At 58.2% G+C, this 20603-nt stretch carries 19 protein-coding genes; 11 read left to right on the top strand and 8 right to left on the bottom strand.

The window, feature by feature from the left end; all coding sequences use genetic code 11:
- Positions 1-4: 4 nt before the first annotated feature.
- Positions 5-2371, bottom strand: coding sequence for an amino acid permease (locus tag M7Q83_RS05730; RefSeq protein WP_298336281.1), 2367 nt, complete (start codon positions 2369-2371; stop codon positions 5-7).
- A gap of 112 nt (positions 2372-2483) precedes the next feature.
- On the opposite strand from M7Q83_RS05730, the gene M7Q83_RS05725 reads away from it, so the two are divergent.
- Genes M7Q83_RS05725 through M7Q83_RS05715 form a run of 3 tightly spaced genes read left to right on the top strand, consistent with a single transcriptional unit; the run spans position 2484 to position 4639 of the window.
- Entirely contained in the window at positions 2484-3149 is a 666-nt protein-coding gene (locus M7Q83_RS05725; RefSeq protein WP_298336278.1) for a TrkA family potassium uptake protein, read from the top strand.
- Complete coding sequence (locus M7Q83_RS05720) at positions 3146-3829, top strand: TrkA family potassium uptake protein (protein ID WP_298336276.1); 684 nt, start codon at positions 3146-3148, stop codon at positions 3827-3829. Before M7Q83_RS05725 ends, M7Q83_RS05720 begins: the two co-directional genes overlap by 4 nt.
- A gap of 12 nt (positions 3830-3841) precedes the next feature.
- Positions 3842-4639 carry an HAD-IB family hydrolase gene (locus tag M7Q83_RS05715; protein WP_298336274.1) on the top strand — a complete coding sequence of 266 codons (798 nt, stop codon included), beginning with the start codon at positions 3842-3844 and terminating at the stop codon, positions 4637-4639.
- 555 nt (positions 4640-5194) lie between these two features.
- Here M7Q83_RS05715 and M7Q83_RS05710 read toward each other — a convergent pair.
- The 3 genes from M7Q83_RS05710 to M7Q83_RS05700 all read right to left on the bottom strand — a co-directional run bounded on the left by M7Q83_RS05710 (position 5195) and on the right by M7Q83_RS05700 (position 8414).
- A complete protein-coding gene (locus tag M7Q83_RS05710; protein ID WP_298336273.1) occupies positions 5195-6127 on the bottom strand; it encodes a sigma-70 family RNA polymerase sigma factor in 933 nt (310 codons plus the stop codon).
- A 133-nt stretch (positions 6128-6260) separates the two neighbouring features.
- The gene (locus M7Q83_RS05705; RefSeq protein ID WP_298336271.1) at positions 6261-6683 is read right to left on the bottom strand and encodes a hypothetical protein; all 423 of its coding nucleotides are present in this window, start codon (positions 6681-6683) and stop codon (positions 6261-6263) included.
- 3 nt (positions 6684-6686) lie between these two features.
- Entirely contained in the window at positions 6687-8414 is a 1728-nt protein-coding gene (locus M7Q83_RS05700) for an NAD+ synthase (RefSeq protein ID WP_298336269.1), read from the bottom strand.
- Between the two features lie 6 nt (positions 8415-8420).
- On the opposite strand from M7Q83_RS05700, the gene M7Q83_RS05695 reads away from it, so the two are divergent.
- The 4 genes from M7Q83_RS05695 (at position 8421) to M7Q83_RS05680 (ending at position 12045) form a co-directional block, all read left to right on the top strand.
- Positions 8421-9386 carry an ABC transporter ATP-binding protein gene (locus M7Q83_RS05695; protein WP_298336267.1) on the top strand — a complete coding sequence of 322 codons (966 nt, stop codon included), beginning with the start codon at positions 8421-8423 and terminating at the stop codon, positions 9384-9386.
- Complete coding sequence (locus tag M7Q83_RS05690) at positions 9386-10201, top strand: ABC transporter permease (protein WP_298336265.1); 816 nt, start codon at positions 9386-9388, stop codon at positions 10199-10201. Before M7Q83_RS05695 ends, M7Q83_RS05690 begins: the two co-directional genes overlap by 1 nt.
- A 111-nt stretch (positions 10202-10312) precedes the next feature.
- Entirely contained in the window at positions 10313-11245 is a 933-nt protein-coding gene (locus M7Q83_RS05685; RefSeq protein ID WP_298336262.1) for an ATP-binding cassette domain-containing protein, read from the top strand.
- Entirely contained in the window at positions 11242-12045 is an 804-nt protein-coding gene (locus M7Q83_RS05680) for an ABC transporter permease (protein WP_298336259.1), read from the top strand. Before M7Q83_RS05685 ends, M7Q83_RS05680 begins: the two co-directional genes overlap by 4 nt.
- A gap of 126 nt (positions 12046-12171) precedes the next feature.
- Here the strand turns inward: M7Q83_RS05680 and M7Q83_RS05675 are convergent, their stop codons facing one another.
- Positions 12172-13017, bottom strand: a complete 846-nt coding sequence (locus M7Q83_RS05675) for a hypothetical protein (RefSeq protein WP_298336257.1) — start codon at positions 13015-13017, stop codon at positions 12172-12174.
- Between the two features lie 65 nt (positions 13018-13082).
- Between M7Q83_RS05675 and M7Q83_RS05670 the strand changes: the two genes are divergently transcribed.
- The 3 genes from M7Q83_RS05670 to M7Q83_RS05660 all read left to right on the top strand — a co-directional run bounded on the left by M7Q83_RS05670 (position 13083) and on the right by M7Q83_RS05660 (position 15804).
- Positions 13083-13523: an NUDIX hydrolase gene (locus M7Q83_RS05670; RefSeq protein ID WP_298336255.1), complete on the top strand. Its 441-nt coding sequence runs from the start codon at positions 13083-13085 to the stop codon at positions 13521-13523.
- A gap of 268 nt (positions 13524-13791) precedes the next feature.
- The gene (locus tag M7Q83_RS05665; protein WP_298336252.1) at positions 13792-15123 is read left to right on the top strand and encodes a glutamine synthetase family protein; all 1332 of its coding nucleotides are present in this window, start codon (positions 13792-13794) and stop codon (positions 15121-15123) included.
- Positions 15124-15804 (top strand): response regulator transcription factor, encoded by a 681-nt coding sequence (locus M7Q83_RS05660; RefSeq protein WP_298336250.1) that lies wholly within the window; start codon positions 15124-15126, stop codon positions 15802-15804.
- A gap of 56 nt (positions 15805-15860) precedes the next feature.
- On the opposite strand, the gene M7Q83_RS05655 is transcribed toward M7Q83_RS05660, so the two are convergent.
- Positions 15861-16223: an iron-sulfur cluster assembly accessory protein gene (locus M7Q83_RS05655; RefSeq protein WP_298336248.1), complete on the bottom strand. Its 363-nt coding sequence runs from the start codon at positions 16221-16223 to the stop codon at positions 15861-15863.
- A gap of 173 nt (positions 16224-16396) precedes the next feature.
- Between M7Q83_RS05655 and M7Q83_RS05650 the strand changes: the two genes are divergently transcribed.
- Entirely contained in the window at positions 16397-17536 is a 1140-nt protein-coding gene (locus tag M7Q83_RS05650) for a P-loop NTPase (RefSeq protein WP_298336246.1), read from the top strand.
- 99 nt (positions 17537-17635) lie between these two features.
- Here the strand turns inward: M7Q83_RS05650 and M7Q83_RS05645 are convergent, their stop codons facing one another.
- Together M7Q83_RS05645 and M7Q83_RS05640 are read right to left on the bottom strand one after the other, a co-directional pair.
- Positions 17636-18808 carry an ABC transporter ATP-binding protein gene (locus M7Q83_RS05645; protein ID WP_298336244.1) on the bottom strand — a complete coding sequence of 391 codons (1173 nt, stop codon included), beginning with the start codon at positions 18806-18808 and terminating at the stop codon, positions 17636-17638.
- 10 nt (positions 18809-18818) lie between these two features.
- The gene (locus M7Q83_RS05640) at positions 18819-20603 is read right to left on the bottom strand and encodes an ABC transporter permease subunit (RefSeq protein WP_298336242.1); all 1785 of its coding nucleotides are present in this window, start codon (positions 20601-20603) and stop codon (positions 18819-18821) included.

The raw sequence follows: 20603 nt of genomic DNA, 5'->3' as shown, positions 1-20603 counted from the left end.
CACGCTATTTCGTAGTCAACGGTAAGAATTCGTACAAGGGATTGATCATAGCGAGATGACCCTCCACCTCTACCACAGTTCCCTCGGCGCTCACATTCATACCTGAGTTGAGGCCCGGTATAGCACTTCGACCAGGGAATACCAACATCAATCCACCACTGGCGTCCTCAAGTCGGGCCGCCGTCGATGGAGTGCCATGGTAGGAACTCATGCGGATGGAGGATACACGACCGATCACACGGGTTCGTTCTCGTAGTTTGAGTCCAGCGATTTGGGTCACACCTTCAGCAACCTCGTCCTGGGTGACCGAAGGATCTAAGGACGGTTCATCGGTACGAAGTGCCGTCCTGCCCGGCGTACCTGTCGGTGTTGACGCTGGCTGGCGAGCTGGCTTTACACGATGGGGTATCAGGATCGGTGTCGCATGAGGAAGCTGCGCGATCACCTCAGCGAGCGATGCTGAGGTTTGATCATGGAGCAGCGAACCAGAGAACCGTGGGTAGATTCGATGCGGGATGAGTACCGACACCTGCGAATCTCCATCGCTCAACGCATCGAGTACCACCTGGCCCGCCGCTCTGCGCAACCTGCGATCCTGACAGTCCAGCAACTCGAGTGGGGTTCGCCCAAGCCCTCCCGACTCCCAGCTGGCGGCCAATGCCTGAGCATGTTTTTCGTCGGTCACAAAGTGAAGCGCCGTCACCGAGTCCGCTGCGAGGATCCTTGCATAGTTGAGCGCCGTCACCGTCGCCACATCGACCTGGTCAACGAGGATCAACACCTTGTGTTTGCGCGGCAACACCTCATGTTCGATCGCCGCGAGTCCAGCGGTTAGGGCTGCTTGCTCGGTGTCATGGGAATGCTTGAATCGCGTGAAGATCAGAACCAGCACCGGCACGATAATGACGATGGTCCAGGCACCAGCGGTGAACTTGGTCACGATGAAGGTGATGTCGACTGCCCCTGAAAGGACGGCCGCTGCTCCGTTGATCGCCGCGCGACGCCTCCAACTCTTCTCGCGCGTCATAAAGTGGTGTTTGACCATACCAGCCCCGGCGATCGTGAAGCCAGTGAAGACACCGATCGCATAGAGCGAGATCAACGTATAGACGTTGGAGTTGGTGGCAACCAGCAAGATGACGGAGACCACCGCGAGAGCGACAATCGCTGTCGAGTACACCAATCGATGCCCTCGAACGGTAAAGCTCTTGGGCAGAAATCCATCGGAGGCGGCGAACGAGGCCAGAAAAGGCAGGCCAGCGAAACTCGTATTGGCGGCCAACGTCAAGATACCCATCGTGAAGATATCGAGAGCGACGTACAGAATGCGACCGATCAACGAGGTGCCAAAGACCGCCTTGGCGATCTGGGAGAGCACCGTCGGGTCACCAGAGAGGTACGGCGTCGCATGGGTGACCGCCGCGAGTCCTGAGACACCGAGAAGAAGCGTGCCAAGGATCACGCTCATCACCACAAGCGTGATGCGGGCGTTACGAGGTTGTGGGTCTCGGAAGATGGAGACGCCGTTAGAGATCGCCTCGGTTCCCGTGAGTGCCGTGCCACCGCTGGCAAAAGCCTTCAAGAAGATGAAGACAGATGCTCCAAGTAAGAGGCCAGCACCGGCGGTGCCGGCTGGATAGACCCCCGCCCCAAAGTGGGTATAGACCGGAAGATGGCCAAAAATTCCACGAAAAATGCCGACACCGATCATCAAGAACATCGAACCGATAAAGAGATAAGTTGGTACCGCAAACGTCTTGCCAGCCTCCCGGATACCGCGCAGGTTACCGTAGGCGATCCCGATTACGAAGATCACGGTGATCACGGTCACATACGGCGTCAGTGACGGGACTGCAGAGGCAAGCGCATCTGCACCGGCTGAGATCGACACCGCCACGGTCAGGGTGTAATCCACAAAGAGCGAGGCGGCCGCCACCCTTGCGAGACCGGTACCAAAGGTGTCACGTGCCACCACGTACGCCCCCCCTGCCTTGGGGTAGGCCTTGATCACCTCAAGATAGGAGGCGGTCACAAAGATGAGAACCACCAGAACCAAAAAAGAAACCGGCACCACCAGTGCGAAGGCGGCGAGTCCCACCGCTGGAACCAGCACACCGAGCATCGCTTCGGTAGCATACGCCGACGATGACATCACATCGGAGGAGAGGATTGCAAGGGCGGTTGGCTTGCCAATCCGCTGTTCATCGAGGTCCTCGGTCACCAAAGGTGGGCCAAGTAGCCGATTCTTAATCCGGTAGCTTAGCTTCTCAGGTACATTGAACGACTCAAGTCGAGGCAGCACACGCGGAGGACGGACCTCAAAACCTCGTTGGAATCGACCATGCGCCGAACCGGAATCTTCATCGGGCATCGTAACTCTCCTCAACGCTCGCTTATGGACGACGATAGTACAGCCTATGCTGAACTTAACCGGTGGGACAAGGCTAAGTTAATCTGGTCTTTTTCGGCGTAATGGAGGTAAGGTGACATCCGACCGTATTCTGGTCGTTGGCTGTGGGCGAGTGGGCGCAGAACTCGCTACCCAACTGGCGACACAAGGGCATCAAGTGACGATCCTCGATCGCACGGCGCGCTCCTTCCGAAGGCTGGCCGACCATCCAAATATCACCAAGCTCGAAGGTATGGGCTTTGACCCCGAGATTCTTAAGGAGGCCCATATCGAGGATGCCTATGGACTTGCCGCAGTGACATCTGGCGACAACACCAACATCCTGAGTGCTCGTATCGCACGCGAAGTCTTCGGTGTCCCTAACGTAGTCGCCAGGATTTACGACCCTCGTCGAGCCGTTGTCTACCAACGCCTCGGTATCGCTACCGTCGCCACCGTGACGTGGACAACCGGCCAGGCGATCCGGCGCCTCTTTCCTGAGAACACCCCGGTTGACTGGACCGACCAAAGTGGTACCGTCTCTCTCATGGAGGTTTCCTTGCCGTCCTCACTTGCTGGGGTTCCACTCGCCAGCCTCAATGTCGGCAATTCAGTGAAGTTTGCCGCCCTGCTACGGGGTTCTGCAACGAAGCTCGTCGAACGCGAGCTCATCGCCCAGGAGGGCGACCGGGCTCTTGTGCTGGTCACCGCTGAGGGTGCTACCCAGCTCAAAGAGATCCTCACGGGAGGGAGAGCATGAACGTCACCATCGTCGGTGCGGGCAAAGTAGGGACATTCTTGGCCAAGGATCTCCACGAGGCGGGCCATAACGTGCTGGTCATCGAGCGTGACGAGGCGCTGGTCGCCCATCTGTCCCATGAGATTGCCTGCCGTTGGCTCGTTGGTGACGGATGTGAGTTGTCGACACTGGCCACCTGTGGACTCTCAGAGTGTGATGTCCTCGTCGCTTCAACCGGTGATGACGAAGACAATCTCGTCACCTCACTCCTCGCCAAGCAAGAGTACGCAATTCCACGGGTCATTGCTCGGGTGAACCACCCAAAGAACCACTGGCTCTTCACGCCTGCTTGGGGGGTTGACGTCGCCGTCTCGACTCCCCACCTCATCTCGTCGCTCGTCGAAGAGGCGGTCTCAGTGGGATCCATCGTCCGCCTCTTGCAGTTCTCGCGCTCGGGTGCTCGACTAGTAGAGGTCACACTTGCCCCAGGGTCGCCAGCAATCGACCGCACCATTGAGGAACTCGCCCTCCCCCGCTCGGCCTCTGTCGTAGCCGTCGTGCGAGACGGCGACTTAGCGGTTCCTCGGGGCGACACGCTCCTGCGTGAAGCGGATGAAGTGATCTGTTTGACGACTGACGAGACCGACGATGCCATCCGTATCGCCCTCATCGCTCAACCGCTCGTCACCAATCCAGAATAAGAGGCACCAACGATGGAAGGCGTGTTCTTTGACCTGGACAAAACGGTTATTGCACGTGCATCAATGCTGGCGCTCGGTACGAGATTCTTCCAGGAGGGCCTCATCACCCGCAGAACGGTCGCGCGGAGCCTCTATGCCCAGACGGTCTACAAATACTTAGGTGCCAACGAACGCAGGCTCAAGCGACTCGAAAACGCAGTGCTCTCCCTGACTCAGGGTTGGGAGCAATCGATGGTGCTTCGGGTCGTCACCGAGGCCCTTGGCGAGATTATCACACCCTTGATCTATCGGGAGGCGATGGACCTCATTGACCTGCACCATCTCGCAGGGCGTAAGGTCTTTCTCGTCTCCGCCTCCCCGGAGGAGGTGGTCGGACCGATGGCCTCCTTCCTTGGCGTCGACGGCTTCATCGGATCACGCTCACGGGTCGACGAGGCTGGCAAGTACACCGGTGAACTGGTGTTCTACGCCTATGGACCCTACAAAGTTGAGGCAATCGCAACTTTGGCGGCAGACCAAGACATTGACCTCGCACGTTCGTGGGCGTACTCTGACTCTTACACCGACCTTCCCATGCTTGAGATGGTTGGGCATCCGGTCGCGGTGAACCCAGATCGTGTACTCACCAAAGTAGCCAAGGAGCGTGACTGGGAGATCTTGGAGTTCAAGGAGACAACCAAGGTCTCTCGACCCTACCTCATTCGGACCCTCCGAAACGCCGCTCTCGTAGCGGTCGTCTTGCTTGGTGGTTCAGCCCCATTCCTTGGGCGCTCCCTCGTGCGGCGCCACCGTACACATCAATTGTCCTAAGAACCAATCGTCTTAAGAATATCTCCGCGAGACACCAACCGCTCTTTGGCGTGTGTCGAACCATGGAACTCGTGGCGCACGTACGCCCCCGCCCCTATAGGGCTAGAGGCGATCAGTCCATCCTCAACACGCAGCTGGGACGCCTCTGGCGAACCTTCGATGCCAGCGAACAACCCTGCTGAACCAACCCTACTGTGGTGGCCTGCTCAAGAACGGCTTGCCCAGCTCGGTGGCGCACTCTCTGGCGACAAACCGCCGCTGCTAGTTTCACCAGCAATGTGGAGGAGTCAACGAACGCAGTTACCGACCGACAGGAAACACCAGCTGTCGATTGTTGGCCAACGACACAATGACCGCGGGCCAGCGCTCCAACACATCGCAGAACCACACCGGCCTACCGAAGCCAGCCTACCAACATGGCTCGCAGGCCAATATTAGGCGAGCGTCTCTCGCACCTTCTTGGCAGCAACAGCCACGAGAGCACCGACGATAGCGAGAAAAATGAGTTTCTTCATCCCTTCACTATAAAGCTTGCACCTAGCAAATACGATCAGCTCACCCTGTCAAGAGGTCACGCGCCCCAATATCTGCAGAGGGATGACGCAACTTCGACATGGCTCGAGACTCAATCTGGCGAATCCGCTCACGTGTAAGGTGGAAATACTCTCCTACCTCCTCAAGCGTACGGGGCTCTCCCCGATCGAGCCCATAGCGCAACTTCAGAATATCGCGCTCCCGCTGGTCGAGCGGAGAGAGCAGGCGGGCAATCTCAGAGGGTAACATCGCTTCCGCCACCGCCTCGAAGGGTGAGGAGGCAGAACGATCTTCCACAACGTCACCAAGCTCGGCATCGCCATCGTCCCGAAGTGGCTCCGACAATGATACCGGATCGCCACGAAACTTCAGCGACTCGATGAGCTTATCATAGGGGAGATCGACCTCTTTGGCGAGTTCATTTACGGTGGGGCTTCGACCAAGCTTGAGTTCGAGTCGCATTTGGGCACGCTGGACGCGAGCGAGCGAATCCCCCGCGTGAACCGGCAATCGAATGGTTCGGCCCGTATTAGCGATACCCCGATTGATCGCCTGACGGATCCACCAAGTGGCATACGTGGAAAACTTAAAACCTTTACGCCAGTCAAACTTCTCGACTGCATGGATCAAACCCATATTACCCTCTTGGATTAGATCCAGGAGCGGCAATCCCGAGGCCTGATAGCGCTTGGCGATCGATACAACCAATCGCAGGTTGCCCTGAATGAACGCCTGCTTAGCGGACTCACCTCGCCGAACGATGATCAGCAGCTCACGACGACGCTCAGTCGTCAGACCCTCGCTGTTGAGCTCCTCACGAGCCTCATTCGCATCCTCCATCTCACGACCAAGACGACTTTCATCATCCTTTGAGAGAAGCGAATGGGTACCGATATCGCCAAGGTACAGCCGAATGAGATCCTCTTCGTCGCGCTCCTGTCGTTCCCTGCTCACAGCCGGTACGTCTCCCTCTGCCCGCTCGATATCAGGGCTTCACGCGTGCTTCGAACGACCAAACCTGGATTCGATTCCACTTTAAAAACTCTACCGAATAGCGCCATAATCCAAGCCATTACGGCAAAACTGCCTATAAATTTGCTAGCGTTCTCCACCAACTGAGATCTCCGTGCAACTGCCGAGCAATAAAGGCAAGGTTCCGATTGCCCCAGCCACTGTCACCAGCCAAGAGAGCGAGGACCTCATGGAGTGCCGCAACCTCCGTGTCAGGCGACGAAGAGAGATAGGATTCGAGCGGCTGAACCGCTGGCGTGAGGTTACGGAGGAGTTCAGGGGTTGGATGAGGAGCAACGGCGATAAGGTCTCCAACAGCAACACCGAGCCAACGGGAGAACTCGATGTGAACGAGACGGCGCTGTGGGGCAGTCGCCACGATTAGCTGTGCCAACGTCATACAACGCTGTGCAACTCTGTCGATCACGACCCGGACCTCGTCAAGCGCGAGTGGCTGTTCAAAACCGCCAACCCAATCGGGTACTCGTTGGCGTTCCATGGCTCACTCGTATCCGGAGCTAATCGGCATGCGTCGATCCTTCCCGAATGCCTTTGAAGAGAGGCGGACTCCGACCGGACTCTGTCTTCGCTTGTATTCGTTCCGACGAATGAGAGCATCGACCCGCGCCACCATCTCGGAGTCGAAGCCTCGCACAACCAATTGCGCTACCGATTGGTCCCGATCAATGAGCGAGACCAGCACCTCATCGAGCACGGAGTAGTCGGGAAGTGTATCGGTATCGAGTTGATCCGGACGCAGCTCAGCACTTGGGGGCTTGGTGAGAATCTCAGTGGGGATAACAATCCGCTGCCGGTTCAGATGCGCCGCGATCGCGTACACCTGGGTCTTGTAGAGGTCCTTGATCACCGCGAACCCACCAGCCGTGTCGCCATAGAGGGTCGAATACCCCACTGCCAGCTCAGATTTATTACCAGTCGTGAGGACTAATCGGCCGCTCGAATTAGAGAGCGCCATCATCAGCATCCCACGAATGCGACTCTGCAGGTTTTCATCGACAAGACCCTCCACAGGTATCTCGCGCGCCAGGATCTCTGACAGGGTGCGATGGGCTGCCTCAATTGGCAGGGTCACGAGTTCGCAGCCGAGGTTCTTGGCAAGCGCAGTCGCATCGGTCAGGGAGCCTGGTGAGGAGTAACGAGATGGCAAGGCAACCAGCTGCACGACTGAGGGGCCGAGTGCCTCTACCGCAAGAGCGGCGACAAGCGCCGAGTCGATGCCCCCCGAAACCGCAACAAGAACACCAGGGGAATGATTCTTCCTCACATAGTCACGCGTCCCAAGCACCATGGCCCGCGTCACCTCCTCCGGGTCGAAACCCTCGATGGGCACCTCCATGGGCCTGGACAGGCCAATCGATCTCACTGGACCCGCATGGGCAGGTCGAGTCGTGATTGTTCTCCGTCCAGCCGGCTTGACATCGGTCCTCAAGCCACCTCGGGGATCGAGAAGACGCTTGCGGTAACGGGCCTCCTCCCCCAAAAAATCAACGACCAAGAGGTCCTCAGCGAAGCGAGCCGCTCTCGTCTGGACACTGCCAAGCGCATCGACAAAGAAGGAACCGCCATCAAAGACCAGCTCATCTTGACCACCGACCAGGTTGCAGTAGAGAATCGCCACCGATGCATCGGAAGCTCGGACCTCCATGAGTCGTTCTCGAGCTGCTTGTCGACCCATCTCGTACGGAGAGGCGTTGGCCACGAGCACCACCTCAGCACCCATCGCCGAGGCCTGCGCGATCGCACCCTGTGGAGACCATGCATCCTCGCAGATAGCAAGACCAACCGGGACGCCGTTGACCTCGAGGAGCTGTGGCTGGGGCTCACCGGGCCGGAAATACCGACATTCATCAAAGACGGTATAGTTAGGCAGGATCTGCTTATCATAGGTCATCTGCACCCGGTGATCGAAAAGTACCGCGACGGAGTTATGCAAGTCATCCCCGCGTCGAACACAACCGATCACCACCACGATGTCGTCACCAACGTACTGGGCGACCTTGGTCAGTGCGGCGTCGTTCGCATCGACAAACTGCGGTTGGAGGAGAAGATCCTCCGGCGGGTAGCCAGTGAGCGTCAGTTCTGGGAAGAGCAGCACATCGACCCCATGCGATCGCGCCTCCTCGATGGCGGAATAACAGCGATCGACGTTCTGTTCGATAGCACCGACGGCAACATTAACCTGTGCGCAGGCAAGTTTGAGAGGACTCACATAGTCATGGTAGCCACCGACCTCGGTACCCAGAACCCTGCGATCGAAGTCAAGGATCTTGTGAAGACTTACCCTGGGGCGATCGCCGCAGTTCGTGGCGTCAGTTTCTCCATCCCTCGCGGCAGCATCTATGGGCTTCTCGGTCCCAACGGTGCAGGGAAAACAACCACCTTTGGCATGATCACTACTCGGGTTATTCCGACCTCCGGGGCGGTGATGATCAACGGCATCGACGTGGTCGCCAAACCAGCCCAGGCCAAGGGCTATCTCGGCGTCGTTCCCCAGTCCAATACCCTTGATCGATCGCTGAGCGTCCGCGAAAACCTCACCTTCCACGGCAGATACTTCGGAATGACTGCCAAAGATGCCCGTGTCAAGGCCGATCAGCTGCTGGTCCAGTTCCGCCTCCAAGAACGTGCGGCTGCACCAGTCGGGGCGCTCTCGGGAGGAATGGCACAACGGCTCATGGTCGCACGGGCCGTCATGCACAACCCAACCATTTTGGTACTCGATGAACCCACCACCGGGCTCGACCCGCAGAGCAGGCTGGCGCTTTGGGAGATTCTGCGCGAGCTCAACGCCGCCGGGCAGACCATCCTCCTCTCCACCCACTACATGGATGAGGCCGACGAGCTGTGCGAGAAGATCGCCATTATGGATCATGGCCAGGTGCTTGCCCTGGACACCCCCGCTGCTCTCAAGCGGTCCTATGCAAAGCAAGCACAAATCTCACTCGATCTCCAGGGGGCCGACCCGGAGGTGGCGACGATGTTGGCACAAGCGCTGCCAAACACCACCGTTGGTTTTGCCGGCACACAGCTCACCATCTCCACCGATGACCCAACCGATCTGCTGCCAATGCTGGTCAAGGAGCTCGTTGCCATGGAGATCACCTACCGCAATCTTTCAGTCCGACAGGGATCGCTCGAGAGCGTGTTTCTCGCGCTTACAGGAAGGGACCTACGAGAATAATGAGTCTGACCACAGCGACACGTTCGCACTACGCCCAGACCATCTGGTCACTCGTCGTCCGAGACATCCGGGTGTTGATCTCCCGTTGGGTCATGTTCTTGGTACGAGTGATCTCACAACCCATCCTCATCGTCTTCGTACTGGCCTACGTGTTCCCAAAGATCGGACAGGGGATCGGGGGAAACGCAGCCGCTGAGGCAAAGTTCTCCACACTCCTCGTTGCCGGCGTCGTGGGGATCTCCATCATCACCCAAGGCATTCAAGCCGTTGCTCTCCCACTCGTCCAGGAGTTTTCTTTCACGCGTGAGATCGAGGACCGGGTGTTAGCGCCAGTTCCCATCTGGGGCGTTGCGACTGCCAAGATCATCTCCGGTGCCCTTCAGGCCCTCATTGCAGCGCTCGTCGTCTTTATCGTCTCGATCTTCATACCGGCCACCACGGTGCATCTTTCCGTCAATTGGCCACTTGTGCTCACCATCATCCCCATCGCCGCAGTGCTCTCGGGGGCGCTTGGGCTCGCCATCGGTACGATCGTTCCTCCTACACAGGTCGCTTTTATATTCGCAATCATTCTGTTGCCAATGACTTTTCTCGGTGCCGTCTACTACCCCTGGACCAGCCTTGGTACCATTCCTTGGCTCAAATGGGCGGTCCTGATCAATCCGTTGATCTACATCAACGAAGGCCTGCGCGCAGCGCTCACCACCGGCATCCCCCATATGAATCTCTATGGCGTCTATGCGGGGTTGATCGGCTTCTTCCTCCTCCTGCTCTTCATCGGCATCAGAGGTTTCAAGAACCGGGTGATCAGTTAAGACAGCTTGCTGCAAGATACTTGAACACAGCAACTATTCAGCTCGCTATCAGTATCTTGCTGCATAATTTCTCTAGGCTGAACCGCGACGAGCCTAAGGAGAAGACAAGCAATGATAGAAGCGCATGGTCTCACCAAGACCTACGAAGGGACCTTGGCGGTCGATCACCTCGACTTCCAAGTGGTCGAGGGACGGGTCACCGGCTTTCTCGGGCCGAACGGAGCGGGTAAATCGACGACGATGCGGATGATCATGGGTCTTGACCACCCAAGCGAAGGCTCTGTACTCATCAACGGTCAACACTTCTCCGAACTGAAAAATCCGCTACGGACCATCGGAGCCCTGCTCGAAGCCAAAGCCTATCATCCGGGTCGCACCGCTCGCAACCATCTCTTGGCACTCGCCGCCACGAACCATATCTCCAAACAGCGCGTTGACGAGGTGCTCGACCTCGTAGGGCTCACCTCAGTCGCAGATCGGCGAGCGGGCACCTTCTCGCTCGGCATGGGCCAACGACTCGGCATCGCCGCAGCCCTGCTCGGTGATGCCCCGCTCCTCCTCTTCGATGAGCCAGTCAACGGACTCGATCCTGAGGGGATTCTTTGGATTCGCCATCTCCTGCGCGGTTTGGCAGCAGAGGGCCGTGGCATCTTCGTCTCCAGCCACCTCATGAGCGAGATGGCGCTCACGGCTGATCATGTAGTGGTCATCGGTCGGGGCAAGCTTGTCGCCGACACCGACATGGCCAACTTCATTGACGCCAACTCAGGCAAGACGACGCTGGTACGAACGCCACGTCGAGACGAACTCCAAGCCCTGCTCGCCCAACGGGGCGCGACCATGACCAACGTGGACCCAGACGGCCTACAAGTAACCGGCCTTGAGACCGCAGCTATCGGCGAGGTCGCCTTTTCAGCAGGCATCGTACTCCATGAACTCGCGAGCGTCTCCGCTAGCCTTGAGGACGCCTTCATGAGCCTCATGCAAGATGACGTCGAGTTCCAATCCCATACCACAGTCCAGCTAGAAGGGGAACGCGCATGAGTGTGACCACCACAACCCAACATCGCCAGAGCTTTGGCGATCTACTCGCTTCGGAATGGGTGAAGATCCGCTCGGTGCGCTCCACCATTCTCACCCTCCTTATCACCGCGATCCTCACCATTGGTATCTCATCGCTTGGGGCTTGGGCGATCGCGGCGAACTGGAATCACGTCGGTCCAGCACACCGCTTGGCCTTCGACCCCACCTCGCGAAGCCTCTCGGGTGTTCTCCTCGGCCAGCTCGCCCTTGGCGTGCTCGGGATTTTGGTCTTCACCGCTGAAGTCGCGACTGGCACTATCAGTGCGACCTTCACAGCGGCCGCCTCTCGGTCTAAGGTCCTCCTGGCGAAAATCGTCATGTTCGCCATCGTGGCCGTCATCGTTGGCGAGATCGTGAGCTTTGCCAGCTTCTTTGCAGGCCAAGCTCTGCTCTCGGGCACGACACCGACCGCATCGCTCGGTGGCACGAATGTTTTGCGTGCGGTCGCGGGTACCGGCCTGTACATGGCGCTTCTCGCGCTCTTTGCATTAGGTCTTGGCGTCATCGTTCGCCATACCGCTGGCGCGATCACCACCTTTGTCGCGTTAGTCTTGGTGCTTCCACTGTTGGTGACAGCGCTGCCAACCTCACTCGCAAACGATATCAACAAGTTCCTGCCCTTCACGATCGGACAGACAATGATGAGCGTGCACTCCCAGCCAGACACCTTCAGTGCATGGCTCGGTCTTGGCCTCCTCGCCATCTACACCATTCTTGTCCTACTGATCGCCAACTGGAGGCTGACCAGCCGAGACGCCTAGCGGCAGCCAACATCGCCAAAGAACAACAGAGCACCAAGACCCGTGAAGAGGGTCCTTCACCTCTCTCTGGTTCTGATCAACATCGGTCAATATTGACCCCAGCGCGGCACTGGAGATCGCTGTCGATCAGAGCGGCAGAAGCCCCCCACTAGGAGCTGTCCCTGGTAAGACTGAGGCAGCGAGCGGTGGGCGAATCTTTAACGGCGTCCCCCAGCCCGGGAACGTGACCGTCCACTGGGTGTGATAGGTGAGTCGGTCATGCGTGAGGACGGCCGTCACCGCAAGACTGCGGACGAAACCGGCACCCACATAGATCGAGTAATGTAGCTGGCGGACGCCCACAAACGCCTGTTGCAACGTGCCGCGTCCATGTTCCAGGGCGTCGACGATCTGGTCCTTCGTGAGGTTCCCACGATAACCAAGGCAGGTAATTCCGGCGATGACTTGCGAAGCGCTCGGGTGCAGGCGCCCGGTCAGGCGCATCATCTCTACCACCGCGAGGATCTGGCCGATCTCCTGTTGGCCGAAACCCACGCTGTACCAATGCCCACTGATCAGGCTCCAGGATTGACCCGCGACGACTCGCGAAGCGCCATAGGCTGACTCGACCCCACCGTTCGCTGCAATGATCGCTACCTCACCATCTCGATCACTCGGATCCCAGGCACCATACACTGTCGGCTGATGCATCACACCAGGCGCCTGCTCACGCACGGCGATCTCAAAGCGCATTGGCGTTGAGGAGAACGCTGTCATCGCCGCAGCGAGTGGAGCCGGGAGCCGAGGGGTGCTCGGATGACGACCGTGATCGACCTTGGCCGCTACCGATGCTTTCGAGGCTGACGATGGCGCCTCATGGCTGCTGGTTCCACACGACGCCAGGAGGAGCGCGCCAAGGCCGATGACACCGGATTGCAGTCCCCACCGCGTGTGATACCAAGCCGCCATCGTGTCAAAATCACCTCGTTCCACGTGTATCGCCTACGGCCGCCGAATAGCTACGGCCATAGCTAGTAGTGTAACCGGAGGAGGTGATCATGATGGTGGTGCTCGCAGCAGGAGGTGCAATCTATCGTCCCACTGAGGCAGGTGGTTACGAAGTTCTCTTGGTTCACCGACCTCGTTATGATGACTGGTCGTGGCCCAAAGGGAAGTGCGAACCAGAAGAAAGCCTTCCCGAATGCGCCGTTCGAGAGGTCGAGGAGGAGACGGCGATCCGTACCACCGTTGGCCCCATGCTCTGCGTCATCTCCTACCCAGACCAGCTCCAGAGGACCAAGCGGGTCACCTACTACGCACTCGACATCGTGACGATCGGCGACCACGAACCCGACCACGAGATCGACCAACTTGCATGGATTGACATCGAGGAGGTCGATCAGCGGCTGAGCGCCGCCAGCGACACCCAAGTCACCGAAGCGCTTCGAGCCCTCCTCGGTGCTCGTACAGAGGGACCGCACCAGCAGCCTCATCGCTAGCAGTGGTTCCCCCATGTTGCTTGTTCGAGGCAACGGAGCACCCCACCCCATACCGCTAGCTGGGTCGCGTTGCTCACCAACCTGGATCAGGGCAGCGCAGCAACCAATGCATACCTCCTGCGATCGGGCCTGTCAGTTGCCACCCATGTCTCTCTGCGGCCAGGCATAGGCGCAGCAGGCAGGGGCGCAGCAGGCAGAGTGTGAACGCGGCATTAACTGTCGAGGGAACACTGGTCTGACAACGCGTGAATCGCCATAGAGTGACGATGTGGATCCAAGTAAAATGCATGAGGACAAACGCCGGTTCGTGCTCCATGTCGTCGAAGAACGTCGAATCAAATTTATTCAACTCTGGTTCACCGACGTCCTCGGTATTCCAAAGTCCTTCCAGATCACGCCGGCCGAGCTCGCCAACGCTCTTGACGAGGGAATGATCATCGACGGTTCTGCGATCGATGGCTTCTCACGCATTCAAGAGAGCGACGTCATCGCCAGGCCTGACCCTGATAGTTTCACGATCCTCCCCAACCAGCCCCAGGTAGCGAGGATGTTCTGCGATATCATCAACTTGGATGGCACACCATTCGAAGGATGCCCGCGTAATGTACTCAAACGTGCGCTTGATCGGACCCATGCGCTGGGCCTCACCTTCTTTGTCTCGCCGGAGATCGAGTATTTCTACCTCGACCCCACCACCACCAAGCCACTCGATGAGGGTTCCTACTTCGACCTCTCCTTGAGCGACAAAGGATCAGAGATTCGCAAGGAGACCGTCTTCGCGCTCGAGGAGGCTGGCATCGCCGTCAAGTACTCCCACCACGAGGATGGCCCCTCACAACATGAGATCGATCTACGCGCGACCGACGCGTTGGCCATGGCCGACAACGTCATCACCACGCGACTCATCATCTCGCGCATCGCAGCGAATGCCGGTGTGCTCGCCACTTTTATGCCAAAGCCACTCGCCGGCGTACAGGGTTCGGGCATGCATCTGCACATGGCGCTCTTCGATGCCGATGATAACCTCTTCGCTGACTCAGCAACCGCGGACGGCCTCAGTGCACAGGCTCGTCATTTTATCGCTGGGTTGCTCGCCCACGCAGCCGAGATGACCGCTGTCACGAATCAGTGGGTGAACTCCTACAAACGCCTCGTTCCCGGGTATGAGGCACCAGCTGACATCGCGTGGGCACACCACAATCGTTCAGCGCTCGTGCGCGTCCCGGTCGCCCCCTCGACACGCGAAGAAAACTACCAAGTCGAATACCGCGCGCCTGATCCGGCCTGCAACCCGTACCTCGCCTTCGCAGTGATCTTGGCCGCCGGCCTCGATGGCCTCACCAACAAACTTGAGCTTCCCCGTGAGACGACAGAGAACCTGTTTACCCTGCCTGAAACGAAACGCGATGCCCTCGACATCACGCCCCTGCCGAGCACACTGGAGGAGGCGCTGCTTCGCATGGAGGAGTCCACTCTCGTCCGTGAGACTCTTGGAGACCACGTCACCGAGTGGTTTATTCGTAATAAGCACTCGGAGTGGGATCGGTATAACACCCGAATCTCGCAGTATGAACTGGCCCGTTACTTGAGGGTGCTGTAGTTGACCACCGTCGCCGTCTTCTCCCCCAAAAATGTGGAGAGAGTGATCGATTTCTACGACGATACCAGTTATGAGTTCGTGGTGATCGGGCCAGAGGAGACGGCCCTTCCCGATCAGATCGGGGGGGTGATCATCGATGCGACCACCGATTTCGATCAGGCTGTCATCCTCTGCCGAGCGATCAGAAGGCATCGAGAGAGTGACGTAGTCCTCCTGCTCCTGATCGAGCGACATCAGGTGAAAGAACTCGCCCTTCGGGAGGGGATGATCGACGACTTTGCAGTCTCACCCTTTGACCGCACCGAACTCGCCGTACGTCTTCAACACCTGCTGGTGCGCCACGGCCAACCAGAGGAGCATTCCAAGATCACCATCGGTCCGCTCGTGCTCGACACCGACACCTATCAGGCGTCTCTTGCGGGGGCCCCCATGGACCTGACCTACATGGAATACGAACTCCTGAAGTTCCTGGCGAGCCATCCCGGTAAGGTTTTTTCGCGAGAGACCCTACTGTCGAGAGTTTGGGGTTACGAATACTACGGCGGGGCACGGACCGTCGACGTCCATATCCGACGGTTACGGGCGAAGCTGGGAGAAGGCTACGAAGCGCTCATCCAAACTGTTCGCTCTGTCGGCTACAAGTTTGGACTCCCGACGGAATCTGCAGACGACTCCGCGTAGGCTTACGACTCCATATGGACACTCTTCCCCCTATAGCGGGAGGCGTGACAGCGTGGTTACGAGAAGGAGGAGCCGCAACCGCAGGTTCGGGTCGCGTTAGGGTTAGTGATATGGAATCCGGCTTCACTCAAGGAATCGCTGTAATCGAGCGAGGCGCCCTTGATCAACTCAGCCGATGCCGCATCAACGACAACTCGAACATCCCCAAAGGTAGCAGCGATGTCATCTTCAGCGAGTTCGCTATCGAAGAACATGTCATAGCTATACCCTGAACATCCTCCCGGAGCGACCGCCACCCGGAGGAAGAGACCTTCCGCCCCCTCTTCTTCGGCGAGCAGCGCAGCAACTTTTGCCACGGCACGATCCGTCAGGGTAATCACTGAGGGGCGCTTGCCGATTTTTACCGATGTCATTGCCATGATCACTCCTTCAAGACACTGTTATGGTTCCAGTATAGCGCAGATCGGCGTCATGCTAGAAGGACCTCTTAGCGAACATCGTGCAAGCCACTGATTGCGCCATGAGGAACCTCCTTAGCCAACACCCTGCCGAGAGCCTCATGCGTCAGCGAACCTTTATTAGGCTGGGTACCATGACTACGAACACGACGGCATCCACCCAAGAGACTCGGATTCGAGCCGTCGTCGATGCAGTGATGGACCCAGAACTCGGCCTGACCCTTGGGGAACTCGGCATGGTCAAAGCGGTAACGGTGACTGAGCACCAGATCTCGATACTGGTCGCCTTAACAACACCAGGCTGCCCTCTCAAGAACCAAATTCAGAGAAGTCTCTCCGATGCCATCGATGACCAAGACCGTGAAGGACGCCAGCTCAAAGTCACTTTTACGGAGTTAACCCGCGAGGAGAAGGAGCGAGCCATGCAGCTCGCTCGTAAAGGGGCACAAGCCACCGATCTTCCACCAGCCCTACAGGGGACCCAACTGCTCGCTTTTTCCTCGGGGAAGGGAGGCGTTGGCAAATCGTCACTCGCCATCGCGGTGGCACAGAACATCGCCGAGCGTGGCTATCATGTCGGCGTTCTTGACGCCGACATTTGGGGTTTCTCGCAACCCCAACTGCTTTCAGCCCAGACAGAACGTCTGAGCGCTGAAGGGGATGCAGTCGATTTCCACATCAATCCGTACCTTGCACCGACAGGGGCGGGAACACTCGCCGTGGTATCGATGGGCATGATGGTGGAACAAGCAGGATCGGCCATCATGTGGCGAGGTCTCATGCTATCGCGAGCGCTCCAACACTTCATCGAGGATGTCAATTGGGCCAACCCCGACTATCTCATCATCGACCTACCACCGGGGACTGGGGATGTTCCGATGACCCTGGCCCGTCTCCTGCCAACGACGAAGGTCGCCCTCGTGACGACCCCTTCGGCACTCGCTAGTCATGTCGCAGAGCGTGCGGCCTCCTTTGCCATCAAAGCGAACCTGGCGCTACTCGGTGTCATCGAGAACATGAGCTGGATCGACTGTCCCCATGGAGAACGCTTGGCGCCATTTGGAGAAGGCGGTGGAGCGGCGATCGCCGCACAGTATCAACTTCCGCTTCTCGCCCACATTCCCCTTGGGGAGTCTCTCCACGACATGCCGGCCGTCATCGATCTCACCTCAGCGATCCTTGAGCAGATGGGTCGGCAAGAGGATGCGTTGGGAGCCTGTACCGCTCACCTTTGGGATGCATTGACAGTGGACGATCCGAGCCCTATGCGATAGCCTACCGCCGAGCGGCCCGCAACGATCACCGCCCTCAACGACACCTCCCAAACCTGATCGGCGTTGGCATTTTGTCAGCAGTTCACTTAACGGACCACCTCAAGCGAGTGCCGCGAACATCTTGTCGTCCTGGGCGTCGGAGGCTACAGGAGCCGCAACCGAGCTCGCCCCAAAAGCGAAACAACCCGCCGGATCGACCGCCAAACACACCTCAGCTCCGCGCTCAAAACGTTCTCGCGCGAAGACGCCAACGAGTTGATGCCCGCCTCCGACTTCGACGACGTGATCGTAGCCTCTACCCCGGAACGCCACATCACAGATCCGGCCACGGAACTGATTGGCGGCGCTGTCTACTGTATCGATATCCCTCAGCGTCGCCGCCGCTGTTCTAATAAAGACACCCACGGGATCCTTGCCCGTACCCGGTGAAAGCCCACCTACCTGCGCTGTCACGAGGGCATCTTCGACACGAACCACCATCGTCCCGCTCGAACCCCAAGACTCCACGACGCCCGGCAATTCTCCGGCAAGGCCGGTAAAGCGTGCGACAAAAGGCGTCTGCGGCGACGAATAGAGTGCCTCAGGAGTTGAGTATTGAACGAGCTTACCGGCTTGGAGCACTCCGATTTTATCCGCCAGAGCAAACGCCTCTGATTGGTCATGGGTGATGTAGACCGCAGTGGAGCCGCATTCTCTCGTCAGACTCGCAATCTCCACCCTCAACCGTTCTCGCAGATCGGCATCCAGATTCGAGAGTGGCTCATCAAAGAGAAGGAGCCCCGGTTTGGCGACCAACGCTCGCGCAAGCGCCACACGCTGTTGCTCACCTCCAGAGAGATCATTTGGATACTGATCGGCATGGGTGGCCAAGCCGACACGGTCGAGCATCTCGAGCGAGGCTCGCCTTCGTTCATCTGCGCTCATTTTGAGCCTCCGTAGCGCAAAGGCCACATTCTCAATAGCCTTCATGTGTGGCCACAGTGCATAATCTTGAAAGACCATGGCGAGGTCTCGCCCCTCAGGCGGGTGGTGCTTCCCCGGCCCCGCAACCGTCTTGCCATCAAAGGCAATCTGTCCACTATCGACGGTCTCGATACCAGCGATAAGCCGGATCAATGTTGATTTACCACTACCCGATGGCCCCAAGAGGACGACGAACTCGCCGGAGCGCGCCTGGAATCTCACCTCATCGAGGGCGAGCTTCGTTGGCGTATAGCGCTTCGATACTCCGTCGATCCGAAGACTCGGAGCCAATGATCCTGTGATACCCATAGTGCACTCCTTAGAGAACATTCGCTCCTAGCCGTCGCCAGCCCTTTGGGGCTAGAAAGCGGAAGAGTAGCGAGATGATGATAATCATGCCGAGATCGATGAGCAGTGCAACGATCGACAACGCCGTACCCTGCGAAAGGTTGGACTTGCCGAGCACCGAAATGATTGCAACGGCGACCGGCTGGGTACCAGGGGGTGCCAACAGTTCAGAGGCTGGCAACTCGAGAAAAGTAGCCGCGAAAGTGAGCAACCACGCCCACAGCAAACTCGGCCCAAGAAGAGGTATGGCACATCGCCACCACGATTGGGTCAAACCAGCCCCATGCACTCGCCCGGCGTCAAGCAGTGATCCCTTCACTTGGGCCAATGGTCCCGCAAGGACACGGGTCGTCGACGGCAAGGCTCCCGCGAGGTACGCCATGATGAGTATCAGAACTGTACCGTAGATATCGATACCAAGACTTGATAGTATCGGTAAGTTATAGGCGAAAATATAGCCTGCAGCCAGCACCAATCCAGGCAAAGCGATCGCAGCAAGTACCGTCACATCGAGCAACTTGTCGATCAGTTTTGTACCTCGCCTGGAGAGTCGCCGTGCGATAACGGTACCGAGAATGAGAGCAAGAAACCCATTGAGTACGGCCAGTTTGAAGGAGAATCCAAGAGAGCTCCCGAGTCCCGAGATCCCAAAGAGACCACGATAGGCGCTCAAGGTCATATTGCGCAGGGACAGGGTCGCGAAGGGCTTGAGCATCGAGGAGACAAGGGCACCGAGAATCGGCACACCGAGCGCAACGAAAAAGACTACCACCAACACCCCAAGCGCGATAAGTTGTCCGCGCAGAGTCAGACGCGTTTGCTTCGCCGATCTCGTTCTTCCACCGAGGACCGCATAGGAGCGACTCTTAAGAAACCGTTTTTGCAGCGTCAGGGCAACAGCCACCGCCGCAACCAGCATCAAACCGATGACGGCGGCCACACCAAAGTTGGCTGGATAGGAAGAGAGCGCAACATAGAGGTTGTACGTCGCTATCGGGAAGTGTGCATTGGGAGCGATCACGGCAGCTGTGCCAAAGTCAGCGATCGATTCGGCAAAGACGACGATAAGCCCGGCAAAAATCGAAGGTAGGATCATCGGCACCATCACCCGCAGGGTAGTCAGCCTCCCTCCGCCGTGCACTCGGGCCGCATCCTCAAAACTCGATCCCAGTGCCGCGATTGACCCGGCGACGGCGAAGTAGGCAAATGGCAACCCTTTGATAGCCAATACCAAGGTATAGCCGACAGGGCCGAAGAAGATCTTGGTGTAGATCGGGCTATACAGACCGACCGCCGCCAACACCCCTCCCTGTCCAAGCACCACCTGCCAACCCACAGCGATGATATAACTCGGCACTAAGAGGACCGCCCAGATCGAGATGGACCATAATCTCCGGCCACCCACATTGGTACGCTGGAGCAACCAAGCCAACAAGATTGCAAACGCGACCGCCAAGAGTGCCGCGAGGATCCCAACCACCAGCGAGTCCGCCATCCCTTGCAACGTGACACCGGTAAGGGCTTCGCGGAAGGCGTTGACCGTAAACCATGCACTTCCTTGGTCAAAGAGACGGGGTGAGACGGCCAGGATCAAGAAACAGGCGGTCGGGACGAGCAGTACAACAACGAGCACCACCCAAAAGATTGGCCACCCCAAGAACTCAGCAAGGCGGCCCAGCCACCTTGAAAGGACCGAGCCCGAGCGCTCGTAGCGCTCGGGCTGTTCGATCGGTCGCTCAATAAGTGCTACCACCAC

It is taken from the genome of Ferrimicrobium sp. (genome assembly GCF_027364955.1).
In the GTDB taxonomy this organism is placed as follows: Bacteria; Actinomycetota; Acidimicrobiia; order Acidimicrobiales; family Acidimicrobiaceae; genus Ferrimicrobium.
The sequence above is the reverse complement of the archived record's forward strand: the minus strand, read 5'-3'. Positions and strand labels throughout refer to the sequence as shown.

Coding starts and splice junctions, on each gene's coding strand:
- M7Q83_RS05730 (WP_298336281.1), bottom strand. CDS start 2,371: ATGCCCGATGAAGATTCCGGTTCGGCGCATGGTCGATTCCAACGAGGT.
- M7Q83_RS05690 (WP_298336265.1), top strand. CDS start 9,386: ATGAGTCTGACCACAGCGACACGTTCGCACTACGCCCAGACCATCTGG.
- M7Q83_RS05695 (WP_298336267.1), top strand. CDS start 8,421: ATGGTAGCCACCGACCTCGGTACCCAGAACCCTGCGATCGAAGTCAAG.
- M7Q83_RS05655 (WP_298336248.1), bottom strand. CDS start 16,223: ATGGCAATGACATCGGTAAAAATCGGCAAGCGCCCCTCAGTGATTACC.
- M7Q83_RS05715 (WP_298336274.1), top strand. CDS start 3,842: ATGGAAGGCGTGTTCTTTGACCTGGACAAAACGGTTATTGCACGTGCA.
- M7Q83_RS05720 (WP_298336276.1), top strand. CDS start 3,146: ATGAACGTCACCATCGTCGGTGCGGGCAAAGTAGGGACATTCTTGGCC.
- M7Q83_RS05680 (WP_298336259.1), top strand. CDS start 11,242: ATGAGTGTGACCACCACAACCCAACATCGCCAGAGCTTTGGCGATCTA.
- M7Q83_RS05685 (WP_298336262.1), top strand. CDS start 10,313: ATGATAGAAGCGCATGGTCTCACCAAGACCTACGAAGGGACCTTGGCG.
- M7Q83_RS05645 (WP_298336244.1), bottom strand. CDS start 18,808: ATGGGTATCACAGGATCATTGGCTCCGAGTCTTCGGATCGACGGAGTA.
- M7Q83_RS05670 (WP_298336255.1), top strand. CDS start 13,083: ATGATGGTGGTGCTCGCAGCAGGAGGTGCAATCTATCGTCCCACTGAG.
- M7Q83_RS05705 (WP_298336271.1), bottom strand. CDS start 6,683: ATGGAACGCCAACGAGTACCCGATTGGGTTGGCGGTTTTGAACAGCCA.
- M7Q83_RS05650 (WP_298336246.1), top strand. CDS start 16,397: ATGACTACGAACACGACGGCATCCACCCAAGAGACTCGGATTCGAGCC.